Here is a 23596-nt window from a genome sequence, read left to right on the forward strand (position 1 = left end):
GTGAAAGGCCGCTGGATAGCGCCTGCCACCTATTTACCGACGTACCCGTCCGATAAGCACCAGGGTTTTTACGTGTGAGTATGATACATAACAATAAGTACACTTAGCATTTCCTAACCAGAGGAAATTTCAATGACTGACGTTGCGGAAATCTTCCACGAACTCAACGGCTGCAAGGTTCGTGTATTGCGTGGTGGAAAAGGTGCGCCCGTCCTGTTCCTGCATGGCGCTCGCGGCGCGACGAACTGGACACCGTTCATGCACAAGCTGGCTGAACGCTACGATCTGATCGTCCCGGAACATCCTGGCTATGGGGGATCGGACACACCTGAATGGCTCGATAACGTGGGGGATCTAGCGTACTTCTACCTCGACTTCATCAAGTCGCTGGGCCTGACCGGCGTGCGCGTGATCGGCAATTCGCTTGGCGGCTGGATCGCTACCGAAATCGCGGTGCGCAGCACGGCGGCGATCAAGTCGCTCGTTCTCATTTCACCGGCAGGCATTTATGTACAGGGTGTGCAGCGTGGCGATATCTTCCTGTGGAATCACGCACAGACCACGCGCAACCTGTTCCACGATCAGGCGATTGCCGAACGGCTGCTTGCCGTCGAACCGGCCGAAGCCGAAATCGACCTGATGCTGAAGAACAACCTCATGACCGCGAAGCTCACGTGGGCGCCGCGCCTGTATAACCCCGATCTTTACAAGTGGATGCACCGCATCGATGTGCCGACACAGATCATCTGGGGTGACGATGACAAGCTGATCCCGGTCGCGTACGCAGACGCATTCCAGAAGCTGATTCCCGGTTCGCGCATGCAGGTCATTGCGAATTGTGGTCACCTGCCGCAGATCGAGAAGGCTGACGAAACGCTGGCAATCATCGCTGAATTCGACGGAGAAGCACAATGAAGTTCCACATGATGCATCTGATGCCGTACGCGGATCTGGATCCGTCCTATTCCGAGAAGTACCCGTCATCATGGCTCACGTTGCCGAACAGCTACTACGATCCGAAGAAGGGCGCGAAGCTGTACAACCGCTATATCGATGAACTGGTGTATGCGGATACGTGCGGCTTCGACGGCGTGTGCGTGAACGAGCACCACAGCAATGCTTATGGCCTGATGCCGATTCCCGGCGTGATTGCCGGCGCACTTGCCCGGGCGACGAAGAGGGCAACCATTGCCGTGCTCGGTCGCGCGCTGCCGCTGCTCAACAATCCGCTGACCGTCGCGGAAGAGTACGCAATGCTCGACAACATCACGGAAGGCCGTCTGATCGCCGGTTTCGTTCGTGGCATCGGCGCGGAATATCACGCGTGGTCGTCGAACCCGGCCAATTCGCACGAGCGCTTTCACGAGGCGCATGACATGATCGTTCGTGCGTGGGCCGAGACGGAGCCGTTCGCGTTCTACGGCAAGCACTACCAGTTCAATTACGTCAACGTGTGGCCGCGCATTTACCAGCAGCCGCGCCCAAAAATCTGGATTCCGTCGCAGGGTTCGACCGAAACGATCCAGTGGGCCGCGGACACGTCGCGCCGTTACACGTACCTGCAAACGTTCAGCCCACTGGCCGCGCTGCGCAAGTACATGACGATGTATCGGGAGCAGGCCGACAGGAACGGTTGGACGGCAGGCCCGGAACACATGGGCTGGTCGTGCCCGGTGTACGTGGCGGAAACCGATGAGCAGGCACGTGCCGAGGCGAAGCCGCACATCGAATTCATGTTCAACAAGCTCCTGCGCATGACGCCGGAAATGCTGCTGCCGCCTGGCTACACATCGGTCGCATCGATCAAGGGCATGTTGCTTGCAAAGGGAAATGTCACCGCCGCAGGCAAGGCAGAGAAGACGATTGATGATCTGATCGCGAGCGGTATGTTCCTGTGCGGTTCGCCCGCCACGGTTCGCGAGCAGATCACGACCATGCAGAAGGAACTTGGTTTCGGCGTATTCATCAGCCTGATGCAGTTCGGCTCGCTGCCGCATGAGCTCACGATGAAGAACATCAGGACGTTCGCAGATGAAGTGATTCCACACATTCGTCCGTTGGGTGAAACCGTCACGGAAACGGCGGTGGCCTGAACCTGCCGTACCCGCGAGCGGCGTTGTGCCGCCGCTCGAGTCTTATCAGTAACCACACTGGAAATACACGTATGTCCGAAACTACACCCCTGCGCATCGTTGGTATTGGCGGCACGACGCGTGCGGGATCTTCCTGCGAAACGGCCTTGCGGATTGCACTGCAAGCTGCCGGGAAGGCCGGCGCGCAGACCGAAATTATTGCGGGTGACGATCTGGTGCTGCCAATGTACTCGCCAGAGAATCGCGTGGAAGATGCACGCTCGGAGCGGCTGGTGAAGCTGCTGCGCGAAGCCGACGGCGTCATTATCGCGTCGCCGGGCTATCACGGTTCGCTGTCCGGCCTCGTGAAGAACGCGCTCGACTATACCGAGGATATGCGCACCGACAATCGCCCTTATTTCGAGGGCCGTGCGGTCGGCAGCATCGTGTGCGCCGCGGGCTGGCAGGCGGTCGGTACGACGCTGACGACGCTTCGCTCCATCATTCACGCTTTGCGCGGCTGGCCCACGCCGGTCGGTGCGGGCATCAATACCGCGACGAAGCAGTTCGATCAGGGTGAGGCAATCGATCCCGCCGTGGCGGCCCAGTTGCGCCTCGTCGCGCAGCAGGTCGTGGAATTCGCGCGCATGCGTGTGGCAAATTCGACTGCGGGATGAGTGCCATGACGCGTCTATTGGATAACATCGATTTAAAGACGCTTCATCTTCTTCTCGAATTGCATCAGACTCGCAGTGTTTCGGAAACCGCCGAGAACCTGCATGTAACTCAATCGTCCATCAGCATGACGCTTGCGCGTCTGCGCAAGCATTTCAATGACGCGTTGTTCGTGCGGACGTCGCTCGGCATGGAACCGACATCACTTGCGGAAGAACTGATTATCCGCGCTAGTGAAGTATCAATGAAGCTGAAGGCGTTGCTCGGATACGAGGCTGCATTCGATGCCGGTTCAACCAGGCGTGTGTTCCGTATTGCACTAGCCGATGTCGGTCAAATCGTGACCTTGCCAGTGCTGATTCGCGAGTTTCAGGCGCATGCGCCGAATAGCATGCTCCAGGTCTCCCTGATATCCGACAGGACGCCTTCGCTGCTAGAATCGGGTGAGATAGATCTTGCCATCGGATTTCTGCCTCCCTTCAGCGCCGGATTCTTTCAACAGCGGCTCTTTCTGGATCATTTCGTGTGCGTGCTGCGTGAGGAGCACCCGCGTATTACGGATAAGCTGACGCTGGACATGTTTAGGGAAGAATTCCATGCGATCATCCTGCCGAATGGTACTGGGCACAGTGTGCTTGAGCAGGCCATGCGTGATCACAGGATAGACCGCAAATGTGGTATTGAAATTCCGAATTTTTTAGGTGTATCGGCCGTCATCGAGCATACCGACTACCTGGCAGTCGTGCCGTCACGCCTGGCAGAACATTGGCGGAATTGCAGATTAGGGATACGTACGCTTCCGTTGCCTTTTGAGGTACCCGAGTATATGGTGATGATGCACTGGCACGAGCGCTACAAGCGTTCGCCCGAATTGAACTGGTTACGTAATCTGGTTTCCGAAATTTATATCTGATACACGCCGTTATGCCTACTCAGCACAATGCAGAAATCCCGAGCGACTTTCGAGTCAATCACATTCCGGGATTTTTAATCCGCCGCATCCAGCAAATCCTCACGGCGATGGTGTTCGAAGAAACCGAAGGTTATGAAGTGACACCGGTTCAGGTCGCCGTGATGATGTCGGTGCGGGAATTCCCCGGTAGCGATCAACGGCGCATTGCCGAAATCCTGGCGATTGATCAGTCGACGATGGGTAACGTCGCTGGTCGCCTGGAGCAGCGCGGTGTGCTGGTACGCAAGACCTTACCTCACGATCGCCGCTCGAAGGTGCTCGAATTGACACGCGAAGGCAGGAATTTGCTGACGAAGTCCGAGCCTGGCGTATGGGTGGCTCAAGACAAGTTTCTTGCCTGTCTGACCGCGCACGAGCGCGAAGCGTTCGTGAACACACTTCACAAGCTCGTGAAGTTCAACGGCGATCATGTGCGCGTGCCGCAGGATTTGCCGCCAGCATCGACACGGGTAACAAAACGTTCGCGCTAGAAACACGGAGGCCATCTGGCCTCCGTTGCGCTTAAGCCTGTTCGCGCCACAGACCTAGCACCTGCTGGGCAGGCCGGTCGGAGAAGCTGAACAATACGGCTTCGTCATCTGGCGTGTGGTGCGAAACCGGTATCCATGACGGCACGACAAATACATCGCGGTGCGTCCAGTCAAAACGCTGCCCACCGATCATGCTGTAGCCGCGACCCTCAGCGGCAACGAAGACAGTCGAATCGGTGCTGCGGTATTCGATACCGTCAAAACCCTTCGGAAGGAGCTGCAGATAAGCACCGATGGTCGGCATCGGCGCTCCCCCCGTGGTCGGGTTGCTGTATTGCGCCTTGAATCCGTGTGACGGATCAGGATCGCCACGCTTCGCAAGTTGCGCGAGAGCCGCACGTGATGGTTCATAGCGATACGCAAAAAGCGGGCTGTTAAGACCGTGGACCTCATAGCCGAAGGGCAACATGTTAGTGCCGTAAAGCGCCAGCGCGTCGCCCTCCGCGCGCGTGACCGGCTGCGTTTCGTTCGGGTAACGATTGGCAAAGCTCGTGCTGAACAGATTGACGATGGGCACGTCCAGACCGTCCAGCCAGATCACCGGTTCATCGCCCGTATTGCCGTGATCGTGATAAGTCCACGACGGGGTGAGAACGAAGTCACCGGGACTCATCGAAACGCGTTCGCCATCAACGGCCGTGTATGCACCCGTCCCTTCCAGCACGAATCGTAGCGCGCAGGCTGCGTGCCGATGGCTCGGCGCTATTTCTCCCGGCAGGATCAGTTGCAGACCAGAATAGAGACTTCCTGTAATCTGCGACTGGCCCGGAATGCCCGGGTTCTCCATGACGAGTACCCGGCGCTCAGCCTCGGCGGCGGTGATCAGCGAGCCCGCTTCCATCAGAAATTCGCGCGTGTCGTCATACTTCCACAGCGCGGGCAAGCAGGCCGGACGCGGTTGTGGCGTCACGAGACTGGCAAGGTTCTCCCATAGCGGCGACAGATCTTTTTTGCCGATGCGACCGTAAAATTCCTCACGTTCCGGCGTAGTCGCCGGTTTTGCATGTTCCTGCGCGCTCATCTCTCCCTCCATGAATTAGGCGGCGTTGATTCAGGCAGCGCTGACCTGTACGGTCAGCGTGCCGACACGCTCAATCGTGGCGACCATCGTGTCACCTGGCACGATGGGGGATACGCCCTCGGGTGTACCCGTGATGATCACGTCACCCGCGTGCAGTGTGTAAAAGGACGACGCGAATGCAATCAGGCCGGGCACATCGATGATCAGATCGCTGGTATTGGCTTTCTGACGCACTTCGCCGTTGACCGCGATCGACAGATCGAGCGCGCCGGGATTGTCGATTTCGTCTTTCGTCACGAGCCACGGGCCGAGCACGGTGTATGTATCAGGTGACTTACGGAAGCTGCGCTCTTCCGGCCCGCGAATTGTCATGTCCAGGCCGATGCTGTAACCGGCGACATAGTCGAGTGCCTGTTCGCGCGCAATGTTGCGTCCGCACTTGCCGATCACGACAGCAAGCTCCACTTCGTGGTCGTTGCGCCGGTCCGTGTGCACGAGACGCACGTTGTCACCCGCGCCGATCAACGAACTGCCTGCCTTCAGAAACAGGCCTGCCTTCTCGATGTGGTTGATCATGTTGCCATGATGTAGATGCTGATCCGCGAGTACTTCCTGCAGGTGCTTCGTGTAGTTGACGGGCGCTGCAATGATCTTGCCCGGGTTTGCAACGGGACTCAGCAGTCGCACCTTGTCGAGCGGGATGGCGGGTGCGTCCTTCTTTAATTGGGTCGCCCGTTCACGCACCGCGTCGAGGTTTGCGATCAATAGATCACTAGCGGGGAACGGATAGCGCACCTGTGGTAGAACGTCCAGTGCCTGCGTCACGTCATAAACCACGTCTGCTTCGACAATGCCGAAGCAGTTTGCACCGAACCGACAGAATTTCATTGTTTGCGTCTCCTGGGTATGCTGCCGACCCTATATCGGCACAACACCGAACGTTATTCTCTGCGACATAATCCGTCGAGGTCTGGCCCGTGATAGGCCCTATCAAAATTATTGATCGCTTATTGCAGGAGAGTTGCCATTAACGGCAATTAACACGGGAGAGTACGGCGGGACGAAGATCAGACATCAAGGCCCGGATCGGGGAGGCGACAGGAGCGTTGAGTGGTTGGGCGCTCGCCTGTTTGACGACGCGCCTATGGCTGATATCCGTAGGGAATGTTGCGCAGTGACGTTCGGAGTGGACCGTTCGCGATAGGGCGCTTCGGTAGGCTGGCCGGGTGAGAATGGAAGGTCGCTACGCGCAGCGCACTGCGCGCTGCGCGACTCACCGCTTCGTTACATCTGTGCGCCGATCATCCAGGGGACGAATTCTTCATTGCCGACGCCCAGCGCTTCGCTCCTGCTCTGACGGCCCGACGCGACCTCGATGATCATCCGGAAGATCTCTTCGCCCTTTTGCTCGACAGTCGCCGTGCCTTCCATGATGTCGCCGCAATTGATGTCCATGTCGTCGGCCATCCGCTTGAACATCGCCGAGTTGGTCGCGAGCTTGATCGACGGTGCCGGCTTTGCGCCGAAGCACGAGCCGCGGCCCGTGGTGAACACGACGAGATTCGCACCGCTCGCGATCTGACCGGTCGCGCCCATCGGGTCGTAACCCGGCGCATCCATGAAGACGAGCCCGTTCGTGTCGATCGGTTCGGCGTAGCGATACACGCCCATCAGTGGCGACGAGCCGCTCTTTGCAACCGCGCCGAGCGACTTCTCGAGAATGGTCGTAAGACCGCCGGTCTTGTTACCGGGAGTAGGATTGTTGTCGATGCTGCCTTTCTCGCGCCTGGCATAGTCTTCCCACCAGTGAATCCGCTCGACGATCTTCTCGCCGACGTCCTTGCTGATCGCGCGGCGAGTCAGCAGATGCTCGGCGCCGTAAATTTCGGGCGTTTCCGACAGAATTGCGGTGCCGCCATGGCGCACCAGCAAGTCGACCGCCGCACCGAGTGCCGGGTTCGCGGTGATGCCCGAATAACCATCGGAGCCGCCGCATTGAAGCGCAACGTTGATGTGAGAAACAGGCAGCGGTTCGCGCTCGGCCTGGTTCGCGACGGGCAGCATCTTTTCGATTGCGGCGATGGCCGTGTCGACGGTTTTTTGCGTGCCGCCCTCGTCCTGCATCACGAGCGGCACCAGCAATGGCCCCGGCTCGACACCTTCCGCGATGAACATCGCGCCCATCTGGTTCGCTTCGCAGCCCAGTCCGATAATCACGATGCCGGCAAAGTTCGGATGCTTTACATAGCCGCCGATCGTGCGGCGCAACTGCTGGATACCCTCGCCGTGATGGTCGATGCAGCAGCCAAAGCTATGAGTGATCGGCACGATGCCATCGACGTTTGGATAGGCGGCGAGCGCGCCCGGTTGTGAAAAGTGTTGCGCGACCAGCTTCGTGACGGTCGCCGAGCAGTTGACGGTGCTGACCACGCCGATATAGTTGCGCGTCGCGACGCGGCCGCTCTCGCGTTTGAAGCCGTTGAACGTAAGCGGCGCGGCAGCGGGTTCAACGGCCCTGACGTCCTCGCCGAAAGCGTAGTCGCGCGCGAACTCGCCCATCGACATGTTGTGGACATGTACGTGATCGCCGGCGCGAATAGGCTGAGTCGCGAAGCCGATGATCTGCCCATAGCGCCGCAGCGGCGCGCCCTGCGCGACGTCGCGGCAAGCGACCTTGTGTGCGGCGGGAATGTCCGTGGCAACCACGAGCTTATTGAAATCGGTGAGAATAGTGCCTGCTGCTAACGCGCCGCGTGCGATCAGCACATCGTCGTTGTCGTGCAGTTTGATGGCAAGCGTGGCCTGGCTCATTCCGGTTCTCCTGAGTCGTAATGTGAGGTGTGCCGGACGCTGCTCTTCGTTTAAGCAGCACGCGTTTTCCGGCGCGGGCTAATCATGCGACCGATGAAGCAGCACGTGCAAAATGGTCAGACCACTTTGCCGTAAGCTCGGAAACAAAGCTCCCAGGAAGCCGCATAGGGTGGACAGTGGAAAGTCGTTCGAAAAGTACGAGTGTGCTGAGCCGGACAATTCGCAGCATCGAGTCGGGCATTCAGGACGGTCGCTGGCAGGCCGGCGAGCGTCTGCCGTCGGAGCGGGCGCTCGCTGAATCTTTCGGTGTCTCGCGCGCGACGGTGCGTGAAGCGATCGCGCGGCTCGCGAGCAATGGGCTGCTCGAGGCGCGGCACGGCAGCGGTGTCTATCTGCTGCAAAGGAAGCCGGCTACCTTATCGGCGCCGTGGCTGCAATTGATCGCGGACACACCGCCGCTGCGCTCGGAAACGCTCGAGTTCCGACTCGTGTTCGAGTGTGCGGCGGCGCGCTTCGCCGCGCAGCGTTCGTCGCAGCGGGAGGTAGAACATTTCGCGGCGATTCTCGAGCACATGCGCGACGCAGTCGCACGAGCGGACGTTCACGCTGAAGCCGCAATGGATGGCGAGTTTCATACCGCGCTCGCCGCGGCTTCGCACAATCGTGTGCTCGATCAGTTCTATGCAAGCATGATCGGCATGTTGCGCGAACATATCGCGAGCAATACCTACGAGGCGAGCGCTAATAATGCGAACGCGGCGCGACAGTCACGCGACCGTCTGATTCAGCACGAGTCGATCTTTCTTGCAATTCGCGAGCGTAACCCGGACGCGGCGCAGCAGGCCATGTATGCGCACATCGACTATGTGGGGAAGCAGTTCAACGTTTAGAGTGGCCAAGCCAAGCTGGGATGCCGTCGGCGATCACCCACTAGCAGAGCAAATACGGCGGTATCTATAGAAACGATGCAAACCGGAACGGGTTCGACGTAAGCGCTTCCGTGGAGGTCGGCCAGTCTTGGCTGACCCGGTCCACGAGCGTGGCAGGGTTTTCTTTCTGATATTTGCGATGGGCAATATTGCACTGATCAGTGTACTTTTAACGAAAATAAACTACACTGCCGGGTGTACATTTTTCCCCGGATGGCCTTGCTCATGACGTCGCTTCCCTCTGTTGTCAGCCGCATGCTCGGTTTTGCCGCCGCGAAACGCGGCCGCGCGTTGTCCAGTCATTCGCCGCAGCATGACGGCGAGCGTTTTCGCAACGTCAAGCCGCGCCCCGCGGAAGGGCTGCGCAAGACGCTCGGCATCGCGTGGAACGTGCTGTTCAACAAACCGAACGGCACGATGCCCGCCGCCGCGTTACCGATCGATGCGCTGAGCCGCGAGCAACTCGATACGGCGCCCGATCGCAGCCTCTACCGGCTCGGTCATTCAACGATGTTGCTGAAGCTGCGTGGTGAGTTCTGGCTGACCGATCCGGTGTTCGCCGAGCGCGCGTCGCCGTTCCGCAATGTTGGCCCAAAGCGTTTTCATGCGCCGCCGATTGCGCTCGCCGATTTGCCGCAGCTGCGAGGCGTGATCCTGTCGCACGACCATTACGACCACCTCGATCGTGACACCGTGCTCGCGCTCGCACACAGCACCGGTGTGTTTCTGACACCGCTCGGCGTCGGCGACCGGCTGATCGAATGGGGCATCGACGCATCGAAAGTAAGGCAGCTCGACTGGTGGCAAGGCGCGGAGATCGACGGCATGCAGTTCAGCGCGACGCCCGCGCAGCATTTTTCGGGGCGCAGCCTGTTCGACGGCAACAGTACGTTGTGGGCGTCGTGGGTGATCGTCGACAACGATCTGCGAGTGTTCTTCAGCGGCGACACCGGTTACTTCGACGGCTTCCGGATGATCGGCGAGCGTCTTGGGCCATTCGATGTCACGCTGATCGAAACCGGCGCGTACGACGCGCAATGGCCGTACGTTCATATGCAGCCGGAAGAGACTGTGCAGGCGCACATCGATCTGCGCGGCCGCCGGCTCGTGCCGATTCACAACGGCACGTTCGATCTCGCGATGCACCGCTGGCAGGAGCCGTTCGAGCGGGTGATGGGCCTTGCCCTCGCGCGCGGCGTCGCGCTGTCGACACCACGCATGGGCGAACGGCTGGACCTGGCCGCGCCGCATCGCGGCGAACTCTGGTGGCGCGATGTCGCCGAGTCCGTTGCGGTGCCGAAGGCGGCACGAGGTGTGCGCGCCGACTCGTTGTGCGGCTGAGCGTGTCGCGTTGCGCGCTGGCGTTCAGCGGCGCGGCGTGCCGAACATCCGGCTGAGCATCCGCGCGAGTTCCTTGACGACCGGATCGGCGGTCGGCCGATGCAGTAGCGCGATGTCCATCGTCTCGATCGGCGGCAATCCGCTTTTGCGCGTCAACACGACATGCTCGGCCGTGACCGCGCGCGCGGGCAGCAGACTGATGCCGAGGCCGTCGGCGACGGCCGCCTGAATGCCGCTCAAGCTTGAACTGATAAAGCTGATCCGGCAGCGGCGTCCGAGTCCTTCAATCGTGTTGATCATGTCGTCGCGGTATATGCCACGCGGCGGGAACGCGACGAGTGGAATCGGATCAAGGTGGATCGACGGGCTTTTCGCGCTGTCGATCCACCTCAACTGCTCGGGCCAGCACGCGACGGCTTCACGGCTATTGCGCCGCTGCTTGACGAGGATCAGGTCGAGTTCGCCGCGATCGTAGCTATTGCTTAAATCGCGGCTCAAGCCGCTGGTGACTTCGAGTTTGACTTGCGGATGCTTGCGATTGAACGTCGCGAGCATATGGGTAGTGGGGCCGCCGACGAAGTCTTCCGGTACGCCGAGCCGGACCGTCGAACCCACTGTCGCGCCAGCCAGCGCTTCGATCATTTCATCGTTGAGCGCGAGCATCCGGCGCGCGTAGGCCAGCAGCAGTTCACCGGCATCGGTCGGCCGCACGTCGCGGCTGCCGCGATCGAGCAGCTTATGGCCGGCCATCTCTTCGAGGCGCCGCACTTTCTGACTTACGGTCGACTGGGTCGAATGAAGCCGTGCGGACGCGGCGGTGAAAGTGCCGCAATCGGCGACCATCACGACCGCTTTCAGCAGATCCAGATCGAACAGCGGCCTGCGTGTTTTTGCGGTTGCTTTTGCGCTCGTTGTTGTGCTCGCCTTTGCACTCGGTTTTTCACTGATCTTCATCGAATTATTCGAATTCCGAATGGGTTAGCCGACTTGTACCATGCGTCCCGGTGGAGGGCAATTGCGTATTGCCCGCCAGCCGCCCGCTTTCATATCGTTGGCGTAGTTCGCCATATTTGGATTTCAACTGAGTCCCAGTGGAACATTTCATTTTTTGAATGTGGTGGTGTGTGGATACCATGCAATGATTAGCGCCACAGCGTGTGGCGGTATTCTTGTCGTCACCCTGCGCGCCCCCATCGCAACTCCGGTCAAATCATCATGACATCTTCCCAGCCGTCTCTCGTCGTTACCAATGTCCGCTTGCCCGACGGGCAGCAGGTGGCCGTGTCGATTTCAGGCACGCGCATCGTCGCGCTCGGCGCGGACGTCGTGCCGCCACCGGGCGTCGCGGTGGAAGACGGTGGCGGCGCGCTGCTGTTGCCCGGTTTCGTCGAAGGCCACACGCATATCGACAAGACCAACTGGGGCCTGCGCTGGTATCGCAACGAAGTCGGCGCGACCTTGCGCGATCGTATCGATAACGAGCGCCGCTGGCGCAAGGAATCCGGTCACGATGCCGCCGCGCAGTCGCTTGCGATCGCGCGCGCATTCGTGCAGGCGGGCACCACGCGTTTGCGTACGCACGTCGACGTCGATACCGATGCGGGATTGCGCCATATCGAAGGCGTACTGCGGACCCGCGAGACGATGCGCGATCTGCTCGACATCCAGATCGTCGCGTTTCCGCAGTCGGGTCTGCTCGGGCGTCCGGGTACGGACGAACTGCTGGCGCGCGCGCTGGCCGCCGGAGCGGACGTACTCGGTGCGCTGGACCCGGCATTGATCGACGGCGATCCGGTTGCGTCGCTCGACGCGACGTTTGCGCTGGCCGGGCGCTATGGCAAGCCGATCGATATCCACCTGCACGAGCCCGGCGAAGTCGGCGCGTTCACCTTCAAGCTGCTGCTCGACCGCGTCGAGGCATTGAGCATGCAGGGGCAGGTGGTGGTGAGCCACGCGTTCTGCCTTGGCGCATTGCCGGAGCGTCAGCGCGATCTGCTGCTCGAACGGATCACACGGCTGAATGTGGCGCTGCTGACGTCCGCGCCGCCGTCGACACCGGTTCCGCCGTTAAAGATCTGTCGGCAGAAAGGCATCACAATCTTCGGCGGCAATGACGGGATTCGCGATACGTGGTCGCCGTATGGCTCGCCCGACATGCTCGAGCGCGCGATGTTGATCGGCATGCGCTATGACATGCGCCGCGATGACGAGCTGGAGATCGCGTTCGATTGCGTGAGTATGGCGGCGGCGCGCGGCTGCGGGTTCGACGACTACGGTCTGCATGCGGGCGCGCGCGCCGATCTGGTTCTGGTCGACGCCGAGACGGTTGCACATGCGGTGGCGGCGCGGCCGAAGCGCAAGCTGGTGATGTCCGGCGGACGCATCGTTGCGCGAGATGGTGAACTGCTCGCGGAAGTGTGACTTATGAGGCGAGGCCTTTTTGAAGACCTCGCACCTCATTGAATTCACGGCGCGACGCCGCGTTGCGAACGATGCAAACCAAACTGATCGCATCAATCGTCTGCCGCCACACCAAGCCCACCGGCCAAGCCGCAAGATTTCTAACGAAGCCTACAGTTTGTCGATAAGCGCCATGCTGCGCCGATAGCTGGCCGGCGAAAACGCGGCGGTCAGCGCGCCCATTGCGACAGCCACCGCGAGGTGCATCGACCATGCGGCGGCAAAACCGCCGCCCGCATCGCGCAACCAGCCGATCAGCCACGGCCCTGTCGCGGCGAGCAAAAATCCCACACCCTGGACGAACGCAGCGAGCGCGCCGGCGCGTTGCGCATCCGACAGATGGTCGAGCGTGACGATCAGGCTCAACGCGAAGAAACCGCCTAGCCCGACGCCCGCGCAGGCGACCCAACACCACGGCGCGAAAGAGGGGAGCGTCGCGAAGCCGGCAAAGCCGACGGCCTGCAGCGCGAGCGTGAGCCACAACGCGCCGCGCCGGTCGGTTGCGCGACGCGCGAGCATCGGCACCAGCAGCGCGCCGGCGGCCTGGAACACGGCCATCCACGCGAGCAGGTTGCCGCTCGCCTGCGGGCTCATGCCGACTTGCCGGTAAAACGATGGCAGCCACGCGACCAGACTCGAATAGCCGCTGTTCGCCAGGCCGAAATAGATTGCGAGCTGCCACGCTCGCGGGTTGCGGAAAAACGCGGAGATCGCGATTCCGTTGCCGTTCGTGCCCGTCGCGATTCCCGCGCGTGCTCCAATGCCCGCCGTGCCGCGCGGCGCATTCGCGAGCCACAGCGCGAGCGTGCCGAGCGCCGGCACCGCCCAGACGGCGAGCGCGAGATGCCATCCACCGTGCGTGGCGAGCCACGGGCTCGTGACAGCGCCGAATGCGCCGCCGCCGACCAGCGCCGCCGAGTAGAGTCCCATCGCGAGCGGCAAGCGGTCGGGAAACCAGCGCTTCGCGAGCCCCGGCATCATGGCCTGGATCATCGCCACGCCCGCGCCGGCGATGCCGGCACCCGTGATCAGGCTTGCGCCGTTCGCGGCCCACAGCCGCGACGTGCAGCCAGCGGCAAGCAGTAGCAGCGCGGCGCCCAAAGCACGCTTTTCGCCGAAACGCCGCGCGAGTCCAGCACCGACGCCGGCGCCCACGCCCATCAGCACGAACGGCAGCGTGGTCAGCATGGCGACGGCACGGAAGTCGAGACCGGTGTCGGCGCGCACGATGTCCAGCACAGGGCCGACGGAAGTCAGGAAGGGGCGCAGGTTGAGACCCACCAGCACCAGCAGGATCATCGCGGCGGGCGCCGCCGCGACACCGCGCGCGACCGCGCGGGGGGCATTCGCCGGGTTCAGATCAGACATGGCGCGCGCATCCTTTCAGGGGCCAGCCAGGGTCGGTGGCGGTAGCAGCAAAGTTCGGCACGCGCTGCATTGGCGTTCTGCAATCAGTCATACGGATATTCCTCAGGTCTGAAAACTGGCTGCGTTATCAGCCCTGTCAAAAAGAGTAAGCGGGCGCGTCACTATTTGGAAATTAAATATCCGACTGGAGGGCAGTGGGGAATGCGATAGTGCAAAGAAGATGGATGCCGGCAGGCCGCCGCTTTGATTTCGATCGCGCGGCTATCGGTTGCCACGACGGTTTGCCGCCGCCCGCCAAGGCGCCGCACCCCCCCGCAAAAATATTTCGCGAGTTATCCGCCTGCGCCACAATATTTCGCTTCCCGGATCGTCAACACGGGTATGGAACCGCCGAACACGCCGACCTCGCTAAGCGCGCAAGACCGCGAAATCGCCGACGCGGTCGCTCGCGAGCGGCCGCGGTTGCGCAATTTCATCCGCCGCCGCGTCATCGATCAGGACGAAGCCGAGGACATCCTTCAGGATGTTTTCGAAGAACTCGTGGAAGCCTGGCGGCTGCCGGATCCCGTCGAGCAGGTCGGCGCGTGGCTGTTTCGGGTCGCGAGAAACCGGATCATCGACCGCTTTCGCAAGAAGAAGGAAGTGTCGTTGCCCGATGCCGCCGATGCGATCGACGCCGCCGATCCCGACGCCGCCGACAGCGACTACCGTCTGGACCTCACGCTGCCGTCGGCCGATACCGGCCCGGAGGCCGCCTACGCACGCGCGGCGTTGCTCGACACGCTGCGCGCCGCGCTCGACGAATTGCCCGCGAACCAGCGCGAGGTCTTTATCGCCCACGAACTGGACGGCCGCAGCTTCAAGGAGATGGCGGCCGCGACCGGCATCGGCGTCAACACGTTGCTCGCGCGCAAGCGTTACGCGGTGCTGCATCTGCGCGAGCGTCTGCGATCGTCGTATGACGGTTTCGAAAACTGAATCAGGGAGAACGTTATGAAGTTTCGCCGCAAATTTTTTGCCAAGCTATTGCTGCTCGTGTTGATCATGGCGCTGTTGGGCTGGGTCGTCATGAGGCTGTGGAACTGGGTCGTGCCCGCGCTCATCGTCGATGCGCATGCGATCGACTATCCACACGCCCTCGGTTTGCTGGTGCTGTGCCGGATCCTGTTCGGCGGCTTCCGCGGCCACGGCGGCTGCCATAAAGCCCGTCACTGGCAGCACTGGCAACAGATGACGCAGCAGGAGCGTGAGCGCCTGCGTCACGATTCGACGGGCGCGCAATAAATAGCAGTCTTATCTCGAAGTGGAGAAAACGACCATGCTGAGCCCACATGAACTGGCGACGCTGATGCTCGTCCGCAGCGCGCCAGACCAGATCGACACGACGCGTGGCGAACTCGCGACGTTGCTGGATTGCCGGCTGATTTCCATCGAGCCGCGCGGCGCCGGCTGGCTTCGCCCGATGCTGACGGCCGCCGGCAAGTATGTGCTGGACGCCGCCGCACGCGTCGAACGAAAACGTTACGATGACGCGTCGACGCGGGAAGACGACAATCCGGTCTGGTGATGGATCGACCGATAGACCGATCGAACGACAAGCCGCGCCCCCGGCTTGCAGCCCGCCAAACGACACACCACTCACATCCTTTCCGCTTCATACGGGAATCTTCATGCCAACTGCCACGCCGCGCACGAAACCGGTCGCGCCGCTGTTTGCCCTGCTGCCGTTTCTGCGTCCGTATGCGACGCGCTGGGCGCTCGCGTTCGTCGCGCTGCTGACGTCGGCCGGCGCGACGCTGGCGCTGCCGGTGGCTTTCAGATACCTGATCGACCGTGGTTTCGCGAGCGGCGAGCGCACGCATATCGATCGCTATTTCATTTCACTGTTCGTCGTCTCGCTGATCCTCGCCGCCGCGACGGCGCTGCGTTTTTACTGGGTTTCGTGGCTCGGCGAACGGGTCACCGCCGATCTGCGGCGCGCCGTCTACGACCACGTGGTGCGGATGAGCCCGCAGTTCTTCGAGACCACGCAAACCGGCGAGGTGCTGTCGCGCCTGACGACCGACACGACGCTGATCCAGACCGTGGTCGGCACGAGCCTGTCGCTCGGGCTGCGCAATCTGCTGTTGACGGTCGGCGGTGTCGCGATGCTGGTCACGACGAGCCCGGTGCTGTCGGGGTACATCATCGCGACGCTGATCGTGGTGGTTGCACCGATCGTGATCTTCGGCCGGCGCGTGCGGCGGCTGTCGCGCGCGAGCCAGGACAAGGTCGCGAACGCCAGCGCGCTGGCCGGTGAAGTGCTCAACGCGATGCCGACCGTGCAGTCGTATACGCAGGAACGCTACGAGTCGGCGCGTTTCGGCAACGCGGTGGAAATGGCGTTCAATACGGCGCTGACGCGCATCCGCGCGCGCGCTTCGCTGACCGCGGTGGTGATCGTATTCGTGTTCGGCGCGATCGTGTTCGTGCTGTGGCTGGGTGCACAGGCGGTGCTGGCCGGGCAGATGACGGCAGGCCAACTGTCGCAGTTCATCCTCTACGCGGTGTTCACGGCTGGTGCGGTCGGCGCCGTCGCCGAGGTGTGGGGCGATCTGCAGCGCGCCGCCGGCGCAACCGAGCGGCTGCTGCAACTGCTGGCCGCGCGCTCGCCGGTGGTCGACGCCGCAACGACCGTGCCGTTGCCGGCTCGAGGCGAAGGGATCCGTTTCGATAACGTCGCCTTTTCTTATCCATCGCGTCCCGGCAGCGCGGCGCTGGCCGGCTTCTCGCTCGATGTGCGTCCGGGCGAACACGTCGCGCTGGTGGGCCCATCCGGTGCGGGCAAGACGACGCTATTTCAACTGCTGTTGCGCTTTTACGATCCACAGTCCGGCCGCATCCTGATCAACGGCGTCGCGACGAATCAGGTCCCGCTTGCGTCGTTGCGCAATGCGATTGGCGTCGTGCTGCAGGAATCGGTGATCTTTTCTGGCAGCGTGCTCGACAACATCCGTTACGGGATGCCCGACGCGACGCTCGCCGACGTGCAACGCGCAGCCGAGATGGCAGCCGCGGCCGGCTTTATCGAAGAACTGCCGCAAGGCTATGACACGTTCCTCGGCGAGCGCGGCGTGCGGCTCTCCGGCGGACAGCGGCAGCGTCTTGCGATTGCGCGCGCGATTCTGAAGAATCCGCCGATCCTGCTGCTCGACGAAGCCACTAGCGCGCTCGATGCCGCGAGCGAGCGCCTCGTGCAAACGGCATTGGACAATGCCGCGCTGAACCGCACGACGCTCGTCATTGCCCATCGTCTCGCCACCGTGCAGCAGGCGGACCGTATCGTCGTGCTGGAGGCGGGGCGCATTGTCGCGCAGGGTCGCCACGCGGAGCTGCTGCATAGTTCGCCGCTGTATCGGCAGCTCGCGGCATTGCAGTTCGGCGAAGCGCAGGGCAGAACCGTGGAGCCTGATCTCCCGCCTGCTCACGTCGATTTGCAGTGAGCGCGTCGCGCGCGAGCAGGTTCGTCGTTCGTCACCCACGAAGCGCGGCAAGTAGCACCACACCACCACCGGACAAATGTGCGTGACTACGCGAGGTTCGGCGGCGCGGCCTTCAGCACGTCGAGGTGCGTGGGAATCAGCCCCAACTCGTGGAATGTGTCGGCGATCTGTTGCTGCTCGCCGAGAATCGCGCGCGTGATCGGCTGCGTACCGAACTGCTGGCGTTGCACCGCGACGTCCACGACCGCCTTCGGCACGCCCCACAACTGCGCCAGTTCACTCGCCAACTGATCGCGGTTCTGTTGACCCCATTGATCGATCTTCTTCAGTTCGTCGATCACGATGCGGATCACGTCGGGATGATTCGCAGCGTAACTCTGCGACGAAAAGTAGAACGCGCGGTTGCCTACCACGCCGGTCGCATCGGCAATCACGCGGGCGCCCAGCGATTTCTGCGCCGCCGCGTAGAACGGATCCCAGATCACCCACGCGTCGATCGACGCGCGCTCGAACGCCGCGCGCGCATCGGCGGGTGCGAGAAATACCAGATTCACGTCACCGTATTGCAGGCCATGCTGACGCAGTAGCTTGACGAGAAAGTAGTGGACGTTGCTGCCTTTGTTCAGCGCAATCCGTTTGCCTTTCAAGTCCGCGACCGAGCGGATCGTCGATTGCGGCGGTACGAGCACAGCTTCCGACTGCGGACGGGCAACGGTCGCGGCGACATAGGCGAGCGGTGCACCCGCGGCCTGCGCGAAGATCGGCGGCGCTTCGCCGACGTCGCCGAAATCGATCGAGCCGACATTGAGCGCTTCGAGTTGCACGGGGCCCGCCGCGAACTCTGTCCAGCTGACCGATACGTTGAGCGGCGCGAGCCGCTTTTCGAGCGTGCCGCGGCCCTTCAGCAGATTCAGATAGCCTTTCTGGTTGCCGATGCGCAGCGTGTGGGGCTTCTGTTGCGCGAAGGATAGCGGCGAGTGAGCAGCCGATACGGCAGCCGCCGCGGCGCCAACGGAGAGTTTCAGGAAGGCGCGGCGGTCCTGTAGCGTTGTGGTGATCGACATGGCGAGTAGCGAGGTGAAAGAGGGCGGACGCCGTTGGTGCGATGCGGGCGTGCGAAGGTGTGAAACCGTGTTCGCGGCGGCGCTCTTCCAGGCGAATGCGCCGCGCGCGCTGGGCGTAATTCGCGCGTGATTCACGCGTTACGGATGCTGAGGCGCACCCTCCCACGCGGGCAACGTGGCGCCGTGATAAACCGTCAGGATCGACGACGCGACATTAGCCTGCTGATAACTGTCGACGATGGTCTTCACCCAGGCCGCGTGGGTATCTTTGGCGTTGACCGCGATGAAGTTGCGATACGGATTGCCTGGCACCTGCTCCTGTGCAATGCGCTCCTGCGGAATCCTGATGCCGGCTTTGATCGCCCAGTCGGTATTGACGACGGCGGCGTCCACGTCGTCGATCGCGCGGCCGACGATGCCCGCGTCGAGTTCCTTGATCTGGATGTGCTTCGGATTGTCCGAAATATCGCGAGCGGTCGGCAACAGACCGACGTCGGGCCGCAGCTTGATCAGCCCGTTCGCCTGCAGAAGCAGCAGCGCGCGGCCTTCGTTGCTCGGATCGTTCGGCACGCCGATGGTCGCGTTTTGCGGTAACGCAGCGACCGATTTCACCTTGTGCGAATAGAGGCCAATCGGCTGCACATAGGTGAAGCCGACCGGCACGATCGCATAGTGGCGCGCCGCGATCTGTGCATCCAGATACGGCTTGTGCTGGAACGAGTTCGCGTCGAGGTCGTGCTGCGCGAGCGCTTCGTTCGGCTGCGTATAGTCGGAGAATGTGGTGACTTTGACCGTGATGCCCTGTTTGGCCGCATTTGCCGCGACCACGCGCCATACGTCTTCGTCCTCACCGGACATGATGCCGACGCGCACTGTCTGCCCGGCGGCAAGCGTCGATTGCGCGCTGACGACGCCGCATATGACGAGAAGGGAGAAGAGGGCGGCTTTGAGCGCTTTGGCCGTATTCATGTTTTCGGAACTCTCATCGAAGTGAAGATCAGCAGATCGTAGAGAGCCGGGTGCCGCCACGCAAATAATATGGAACGCTATTCTTATCGCGATTGAGAACAAGCGGTGGGTGGTAATGCGGGGAATAAAGCGGAGATGAAACGAAGATAAGCTACTGCTTCCTCGTGCTATTAAGCGCGGTCGCCGCTTGACGAGTAACTAGCGGCGGAAAGCACGGCGGCCGGCGTCTGTTCGAGGCGATTCCCGCCGAGCGATTTGGCGCGATATAACGCCTGATCGGCAGCCGACAGCAGTTCGGTCAGCGACGCTATTTCGCCGCTCGATTCGGCGAGGCCGATGCTGACCGTGGCGCGAATCGTGTCACCGTCGGTGCCATGCGACAGCGCGGCGAACCGGTTGGCCACCGTCTCGCCGATCTGTTTCGCGCGCTGGCTGTCGTAGCCCGGCAGCAGCGCGGCAAACTCTTCACCGCCGATGCGCGCAAGAATCGCGTCGGCATCCGTGACCGAGCGAACCGTTTCCGCGAATGATCTCAAGACTTCGTCGCCGGTCTTGTGGCCATGACGATCGTTGATTCGCTTGAAGTGATCGAGGTCGAACGCGAGCAGCGTGACGGGCCGCCGATGCATCGCGTAGTCGCGGATCACCCGCTCTCCATCTTCGAAGAACAGTTTGCGATTACCCAGCCGGGTCAGATAATCCGTGCGGGACTCCTGCAAAAGCTCGCCGTGAATTTCTTCGCGCGTGAGCCGTAGCAAGGTCATCGGCATGACGACCGAGTAGAGCACCCCTTCGTACATCGTGATGACGCTGGAAAGAGACAACGCGCGCGCGCCGAACAGCGGCACTATCCACGGCAGCACGAACGCTCTGGCCGCGTAAAACAGCGCGTGGATCGCCGTCACCGCCACCGCGACGCGCCGGGATTGGACCGCCGGCATGCCGTCGTTTCGCATCAATTCAACGGATGTCATCCCGCTAGCCAGCGCGATCGGTACGGCGCTGACATAGAGCCACACGACAGCCTGCCAGCGCTGACCCGCCGCGGCCCACGTGAGCCCCATCAACAGCAGCAAAGCGATCGAACCGACGAGATAGCGCCGGCCATTGAACATGGCCACGCCGTGCAGCACGGTCAGATAGCCGGCGAGAATAACGAGGTTACTCACCGCGGGACCCGCGGCACCCAGCAGCGGGCTCCTGAATGCCGCCAGCGCGCAGCCGATTCCGAGCGTCGCATAGCCGGCGGCTAGCGCGCGCAATTCTTTGCGGCGCTTGGGATGGGACAGGTGCTCCCAATACGTCATCGCGGAACTGACGAACAGGGTTCCGATTACAAGAAAATAGAGAGTGGCTAAATCGACTTTCATCGCTGACATCAGAGCGCGTGCCCGCCACGACAGGGAAAAAGATTAAACATACAACACGGGATAACGGCCGCTGCCGTATTCGTTGGCGAAATGATAACGGAAGGCGCGGCAGGAAAGTCCGTTAAAGCGGGGGGCGAGCATGCGGCCGGTCGGTAATTTTTTCGTCTCGAGCCTTGTTTGCTGGCTTATCGGCAGCGTGACGATAGCGCATATCCGTTGCGCGTCGAAGCTGTCGTTGATTTGATGCATGCCGAGGGGCGGTTGGATCGACGTCCCATGCGCGTCGCGTTTTCGGCGCGTGCCAGTGCCCAGTGCCCGAACAAAGGGCGGGGCGATTCGCCCGCCTACGCGGACGTCGTGGTGTTCGCGAGCATCGATCGACGGCAGGCGGGGCTGCCGCAACGGCACGCATATTGTCGGCCGATGTCGTCGGTAATATCGCCATCGACGACGAGGCCGTAATCGATGAATAGCTCTTCGCCAGGCTCGATGGCGGTGACGGCATGGATAAAAACGCGCTCGCCGGTCTCGATCGCCTCGCAGTTCGGCGTGCACGCATGGTTCAGGAAGCGGGCGCTGTTGCCGCCACGGCTGCCGTCGATCACGCGGCCGTTGGACAGACCGAAGACGAAGGTATGTCCGTCGTCGGACTGCTGACGGGCCGCTGCGCGACGCCAGCTGGTCACTTCGCCTTTGTATTCGATCAGGCGGTCACCGGCCGCGATGGGTTGCAGCGCAAATAGCCCGGTGCCGTGGACGGACGAACGTCGTGCCGTGAAGCGTCGAAGTGTCATGCTGGGATTGGCGGTTGGTGACGCATGGCGGAATGCGTGATTCCTCGAAGGCGCTCAGCATACAGGCCCGGCCGCGCGCGTTCAACTTGCCGCCGCGCCGTATGGTGTCCAACCGGTGTGCGACCAGATGTGCAACTAATCGTCTGTCGCGCGCGCTGACCGAAAAGCGCCACCGCGCGACAGCTCGCCGGACCCGGCCCGGCAGATCGAACTCGGCGGCGCCCCCGGAATTCAAGGGGCCGAAGGCTACGCCGCCAGCTTCAGCGCCTGCGCGAAATCCGCTATCAGGTCGTCGATATCCTCGATGCCGGCGGACAGCCGCAGCATGCCGTCGGAAATGCCCATCGCCTTGCGCGTTTCCGCCCCGGCTTCGAAAAAGATCGTCGGCGCAACGGGGATGATCAGCGTGCGCGTGTCGCCGAGGCCGGTCGCCTTGATCGGCAGCCTGAGCGCGTTGACGACTTCGATCATGCGATCCGCGTTCAGCAATTCGAACGACAACAGCCACGATGCGCCTTTGAACAGCGCCTGCGCGATGTCGTATTGCGGATGGCTCTTCAGGCCCGGATAGAACACCTTGCCGATCGCTGCGTGCCCTTCGAGAAACTGCGCGAGCGCGAGCGCATTGTCGCTGCTTTGCTTGACGCGCAACGCGAGCGTTTCCGCGCCCATCGCGATCGAGTGCGCCTGCTCGGACGACAACGCCGCCCCCATGTCGCGCAGGCCCTTCTTGCGAATCTGCAGAAGCCCCTGATCTTTCGCCGCCGAGCGCCGGTAGTCGTCGGCGATATTCGGGTAGGCGCTCCAGTCGAACAGGCCCGTATCCGTCACCGCGCCGCCGAGTGCCGCGCCATGACCCGCGATGGTCTTCGTCAACGAGTTGATGACGAGGCTCGCGCCGACCGCCTTGGGCTTGAACACGGCGGGCGAGGTGATCGTGTTGTCGACGAAGTACACGATGCCGCGCTCGCGGCACACGTCGCCGATGCCTTGCAGGTCGGGAATCTGCGTGCCCGGATTCGCGATGGTCTCGACGAATACCATGCGCGTATTCGGCCGGATCGCGTTTTTGACTTCATCGATATTGGCCGCGTCGACGGTCGTGACTTCGACGCCGAGCGTGCGCAACGTGCCGAACAGACTATTGGTGTTGCCGAACACGTAACGGCTCGACACCAGATGATCGCCCGCGCGCAGCAGCGTCAGGAACGTCGCGGTGATCGCGGCCATACCGGTGCTGAAGCAGATCGTGCCGACGCCTTCTTCGAGACTGGTGATCTTGCGCTCGAGCGCGGCGGTCGTCGGGGTGCCCTGCCGGGCGTAATTGAAGCCGCCTTTCTTCGTGCCCTGGAACACGCCGATCAGGTCCTCGACGCGTTCGAAACCATATTGCACGGACGTATGAATTGGCTGGCGCAAGGCGCCGTGCTCGGTGCCCGCGATTCTGTCGCCGTGAACGATGCCAGTGGTGAAACCCTGCTTGTCCATTCCTTCTCCGCTTTTGAGGTCGATTGCTTGCTGTCGATTATCGCCTGTAACCGTTCGGCCGCGAAGTTTTTGGCGTCCACGGCGGCCGCACGGGCGGCCCGGGGCGGCGGTTATCGGAGGCTGTCGGCGCAAATGTTACGCAACATTGGACATTCCCGTGCCATATCGATCGACTAACTTTCGTGATCGAAGGATCGTGCGGTGACGCGTTGATCGTCAGGCTGGGCGTGCGGAAGAAGCTTGACCAGT

23 protein-coding genes are annotated in these 23596 nt (G+C 61.9%); 12 read left to right on the forward strand and 11 right to left on the reverse strand.

Annotated elements, in window-relative coordinates; all coding sequences use genetic code 11:
• Positions 1-132: 132 nt before the first annotated feature.
• From L0U82_RS22925 to L0U82_RS22945, 5 genes are all read left to right on the forward strand, one after another.
• Positions 133-915, forward strand: a complete 783-nt coding sequence (locus tag L0U82_RS22925) for an alpha/beta fold hydrolase (RefSeq protein WP_233834776.1) — start codon at positions 133-135, stop codon at positions 913-915.
• Positions 912-2093 (forward strand): LLM class flavin-dependent oxidoreductase, encoded by a 1182-nt coding sequence (locus tag L0U82_RS22930; RefSeq protein ID WP_233834778.1) that lies wholly within the window; start codon positions 912-914, stop codon positions 2091-2093. Before L0U82_RS22925 ends, L0U82_RS22930 begins: the two co-directional genes overlap by 4 nt.
• 71 nt (positions 2094-2164) lie before the next feature.
• Positions 2165-2749 carry an NADPH-dependent FMN reductase gene (locus L0U82_RS22935; RefSeq protein WP_233834780.1) on the forward strand — a complete coding sequence of 195 codons (585 nt, stop codon included), beginning with the start codon at positions 2165-2167 and terminating at the stop codon, positions 2747-2749.
• A gap of 5 nt (positions 2750-2754) precedes the next feature.
• Complete coding sequence (locus L0U82_RS22940; RefSeq protein ID WP_233834782.1) at positions 2755-3660, forward strand: LysR family transcriptional regulator; 906 nt, start codon at positions 2755-2757, stop codon at positions 3658-3660.
• An 11-nt stretch (positions 3661-3671) separates the two neighbouring features.
• A complete protein-coding gene (locus L0U82_RS22945; protein WP_233834784.1) occupies positions 3672-4190 on the forward strand; it encodes a MarR family winged helix-turn-helix transcriptional regulator in 519 nt (172 codons plus the stop codon).
• A gap of 31 nt (positions 4191-4221) precedes the next feature.
• Here L0U82_RS22945 and gtdA read toward each other — a convergent pair whose 3' ends face one another.
• From gtdA to L0U82_RS22960, 3 genes are all read right to left on the reverse strand, one after another.
• Positions 4222-5271: a gentisate 1,2-dioxygenase gene (gene gtdA / locus L0U82_RS22950; protein ID WP_233834785.1), complete on the reverse strand. Its 1050-nt coding sequence runs from the start codon at positions 5269-5271 to the stop codon at positions 4222-4224.
• Positions 5272-5301: 30 nt separating this feature from the next.
• A complete protein-coding gene (locus L0U82_RS22955) occupies positions 5302-6159 on the reverse strand; it encodes a fumarylacetoacetate hydrolase family protein (protein ID WP_233834787.1) in 858 nt (285 codons plus the stop codon).
• A 396-nt stretch (positions 6160-6555) separates the two neighbouring features.
• Positions 6556-8082: a UxaA family hydrolase gene (locus L0U82_RS22960; protein ID WP_233834789.1), complete on the reverse strand. Its 1527-nt coding sequence runs from the start codon at positions 8080-8082 to the stop codon at positions 6556-6558.
• Between the two features lie 203 nt (positions 8083-8285).
• Here L0U82_RS22960 and L0U82_RS22965 point away from each other — a divergent pair, with 203 nt between their 5' ends.
• Together L0U82_RS22965 and L0U82_RS22970 are read left to right on the forward strand one after the other, a co-directional pair.
• Complete coding sequence (locus L0U82_RS22965; RefSeq protein ID WP_233834791.1) at positions 8286-8972, forward strand: FadR/GntR family transcriptional regulator; 687 nt, start codon at positions 8286-8288, stop codon at positions 8970-8972.
• Positions 8973-9236: 264 nt separating this feature from the next.
• Entirely contained in the window at positions 9237-10352 is a 1116-nt protein-coding gene (locus L0U82_RS22970; protein WP_233834793.1) for an MBL fold metallo-hydrolase, read from the forward strand.
• Between the two features lie 24 nt (positions 10353-10376).
• On the opposite strand, the gene L0U82_RS22975 is transcribed toward L0U82_RS22970, so the two are convergent.
• Positions 10377-11228: a LysR family transcriptional regulator gene (locus L0U82_RS22975; protein WP_267929790.1), complete on the reverse strand. Its 852-nt coding sequence runs from the start codon at positions 11226-11228 to the stop codon at positions 10377-10379.
• 339 nt (positions 11229-11567) lie between these two features.
• Between L0U82_RS22975 and L0U82_RS22980 the strand changes: the two genes are divergently transcribed.
• Positions 11568-12773, forward strand: coding sequence for an amidohydrolase family protein (locus L0U82_RS22980; RefSeq protein WP_233834794.1), 1206 nt, complete (start codon positions 11568-11570; stop codon positions 12771-12773).
• 150 nt (positions 12774-12923) lie between these two features.
• Here L0U82_RS22980 and L0U82_RS22985 read toward each other — a convergent pair whose 3' ends face one another.
• Positions 12924-14180, reverse strand: coding sequence for a cyanate transporter (locus L0U82_RS22985; RefSeq protein WP_233834796.1), 1257 nt, complete (start codon positions 14178-14180; stop codon positions 12924-12926).
• Between the two features lie 381 nt (positions 14181-14561).
• On the opposite strand from L0U82_RS22985, the gene L0U82_RS22990 reads away from it, so the two are divergent.
• The 4 genes from L0U82_RS22990 to L0U82_RS23005 all read left to right on the forward strand — a co-directional run bounded on the left by L0U82_RS22990 (position 14562) and on the right by L0U82_RS23005 (position 17662).
• Positions 14562-15158 (forward strand): RNA polymerase sigma factor, encoded by a 597-nt coding sequence (locus L0U82_RS22990; RefSeq protein WP_233834799.1) that lies wholly within the window; start codon positions 14562-14564, stop codon positions 15156-15158.
• Positions 15159-15173: 15 nt separating this feature from the next.
• The gene (locus L0U82_RS22995; RefSeq protein WP_233834801.1) at positions 15174-15464 is read left to right on the forward strand and encodes a hypothetical protein; all 291 of its coding nucleotides are present in this window, start codon (positions 15174-15176) and stop codon (positions 15462-15464) included.
• Between the two features lie 34 nt (positions 15465-15498).
• Positions 15499-15747: a hypothetical protein gene (locus L0U82_RS23000; RefSeq protein WP_233834803.1), complete on the forward strand. Its 249-nt coding sequence runs from the start codon at positions 15499-15501 to the stop codon at positions 15745-15747.
• Between the two features lie 103 nt (positions 15748-15850).
• Positions 15851-17662, forward strand: a complete 1812-nt coding sequence (locus L0U82_RS23005; protein WP_233834805.1) for an ABC transporter transmembrane domain-containing protein — start codon at positions 15851-15853, stop codon at positions 17660-17662.
• A gap of 86 nt (positions 17663-17748) precedes the next feature.
• Here L0U82_RS23005 and L0U82_RS23010 read toward each other — a convergent pair whose 3' ends face one another.
• The 6 genes from L0U82_RS23010 to L0U82_RS23035 form a co-directional block, all read right to left on the reverse strand.
• A complete protein-coding gene (locus tag L0U82_RS23010) occupies positions 17749-18726 on the reverse strand; it encodes a sulfonate ABC transporter substrate-binding protein (protein ID WP_233834807.1) in 978 nt (325 codons plus the stop codon).
• 138 nt (positions 18727-18864) lie between these two features.
• On the reverse strand, positions 18865-19695 hold the full coding sequence (locus tag L0U82_RS23015; RefSeq protein ID WP_233834809.1) for a MetQ/NlpA family lipoprotein: 831 nt from the start codon (positions 19693-19695) through the stop codon (positions 18865-18867).
• A 170-nt stretch (positions 19696-19865) separates the two neighbouring features.
• Positions 19866-21065, reverse strand: a complete 1200-nt coding sequence (locus L0U82_RS23020) for a GGDEF domain-containing protein (protein ID WP_233834811.1) — start codon at positions 21063-21065, stop codon at positions 19866-19868.
• A gap of 42 nt (positions 21066-21107) precedes the next feature.
• Positions 21108-21314, reverse strand: a complete 207-nt coding sequence (locus L0U82_RS23025; RefSeq protein WP_233834813.1) for a hypothetical protein — start codon at positions 21312-21314, stop codon at positions 21108-21110.
• A gap of 95 nt (positions 21315-21409) precedes the next feature.
• Positions 21410-21859 carry an SET domain-containing protein gene (locus L0U82_RS23030; protein WP_233834814.1) on the reverse strand — a complete coding sequence of 150 codons (450 nt, stop codon included), beginning with the start codon at positions 21857-21859 and terminating at the stop codon, positions 21410-21412.
• A 246-nt stretch (positions 21860-22105) separates the two neighbouring features.
• The gene (locus L0U82_RS23035) at positions 22106-23347 is read right to left on the reverse strand and encodes a cystathionine gamma-synthase family protein (protein ID WP_233834816.1); all 1242 of its coding nucleotides are present in this window, start codon (positions 23345-23347) and stop codon (positions 22106-22108) included.
• Positions 23348-23596: the final 249 nt, after the last annotated feature.

Source organism: Paraburkholderia sp. ZP32-5, assembly GCF_021390495.1.
Lineage (GTDB): Bacteria > Pseudomonadota > Gammaproteobacteria > Burkholderiales > Burkholderiaceae > Paraburkholderia.

What these genes read in the sequence shown, in the direction of transcription:
- L0U82_RS23005 (WP_233834805.1), top strand. Translation starts at nt 15,851, where the DNA reads ATGCCAACTGCCACGCCGCGCACGAAACCGGTCGCGCCGCTGTTTGCC.
- L0U82_RS23000 (WP_233834803.1), top strand. Translation starts at nt 15,499, where the DNA reads ATGCTGAGCCCACATGAACTGGCGACGCTGATGCTCGTCCGCAGCGCG.
- L0U82_RS22940 (WP_233834782.1), top strand. Translation starts at nt 2,755, where the DNA reads ATGACGCGTCTATTGGATAACATCGATTTAAAGACGCTTCATCTTCTT.
- L0U82_RS23030 (WP_233834814.1), bottom strand. Translation starts at nt 21,859, where the DNA reads ATGACACTTCGACGCTTCACGGCACGACGTTCGTCCGTCCACGGCACC.
- L0U82_RS22930 (WP_233834778.1), top strand. Translation starts at nt 912, where the DNA reads ATGAAGTTCCACATGATGCATCTGATGCCGTACGCGGATCTGGATCCG.
- L0U82_RS22960 (WP_233834789.1), bottom strand. Translation starts at nt 8,082, where the DNA reads ATGAGCCAGGCCACGCTTGCCATCAAACTGCACGACAACGACGATGTG.
- L0U82_RS23025 (WP_233834813.1), bottom strand. Translation starts at nt 21,314, where the DNA reads ATGCATCAAATCAACGACAGCTTCGACGCGCAACGGATATGCGCTATC.
- L0U82_RS22985 (WP_233834796.1), bottom strand. Translation starts at nt 14,180, where the DNA reads ATGTCTGATCTGAACCCGGCGAATGCCCCCCGCGCGGTCGCGCGCGGT.
- L0U82_RS22925 (WP_233834776.1), top strand. Translation starts at nt 133, where the DNA reads ATGACTGACGTTGCGGAAATCTTCCACGAACTCAACGGCTGCAAGGTT.
- L0U82_RS22980 (WP_233834794.1), top strand. Translation starts at nt 11,568, where the DNA reads ATGACATCTTCCCAGCCGTCTCTCGTCGTTACCAATGTCCGCTTGCCC.
- L0U82_RS22945 (WP_233834784.1), top strand. Translation starts at nt 3,672, where the DNA reads ATGCCTACTCAGCACAATGCAGAAATCCCGAGCGACTTTCGAGTCAAT.
- L0U82_RS23035 (WP_233834816.1), bottom strand. Translation starts at nt 23,347, where the DNA reads ATGGACAAGCAGGGTTTCACCACTGGCATCGTTCACGGCGACAGAATC.
- L0U82_RS23015 (WP_233834809.1), bottom strand. Translation starts at nt 19,695, where the DNA reads ATGAATACGGCCAAAGCGCTCAAAGCCGCCCTCTTCTCCCTTCTCGTC.
- L0U82_RS22995 (WP_233834801.1), top strand. Translation starts at nt 15,174, where the DNA reads ATGAAGTTTCGCCGCAAATTTTTTGCCAAGCTATTGCTGCTCGTGTTG.
- L0U82_RS22935 (WP_233834780.1), top strand. Translation starts at nt 2,165, where the DNA reads ATGTCCGAAACTACACCCCTGCGCATCGTTGGTATTGGCGGCACGACG.
- L0U82_RS22955 (WP_233834787.1), bottom strand. Translation starts at nt 6,159, where the DNA reads ATGAAATTCTGTCGGTTCGGTGCAAACTGCTTCGGCATTGTCGAAGCA.
- L0U82_RS23020 (WP_233834811.1), bottom strand. Translation starts at nt 21,065, where the DNA reads ATGAAAGTCGATTTAGCCACTCTCTATTTTCTTGTAATCGGAACCCTG.
- L0U82_RS23010 (WP_233834807.1), bottom strand. Translation starts at nt 18,726, where the DNA reads ATGTCGATCACCACAACGCTACAGGACCGCCGCGCCTTCCTGAAACTC.
- gtdA (WP_233834785.1), bottom strand. Translation starts at nt 5,271, where the DNA reads ATGAGCGCGCAGGAACATGCAAAACCGGCGACTACGCCGGAACGTGAG.
- L0U82_RS22990 (WP_233834799.1), top strand. Translation starts at nt 14,562, where the DNA reads ATGGAACCGCCGAACACGCCGACCTCGCTAAGCGCGCAAGACCGCGAA.
- L0U82_RS22970 (WP_233834793.1), top strand. Translation starts at nt 9,237, where the DNA reads ATGACGTCGCTTCCCTCTGTTGTCAGCCGCATGCTCGGTTTTGCCGCC.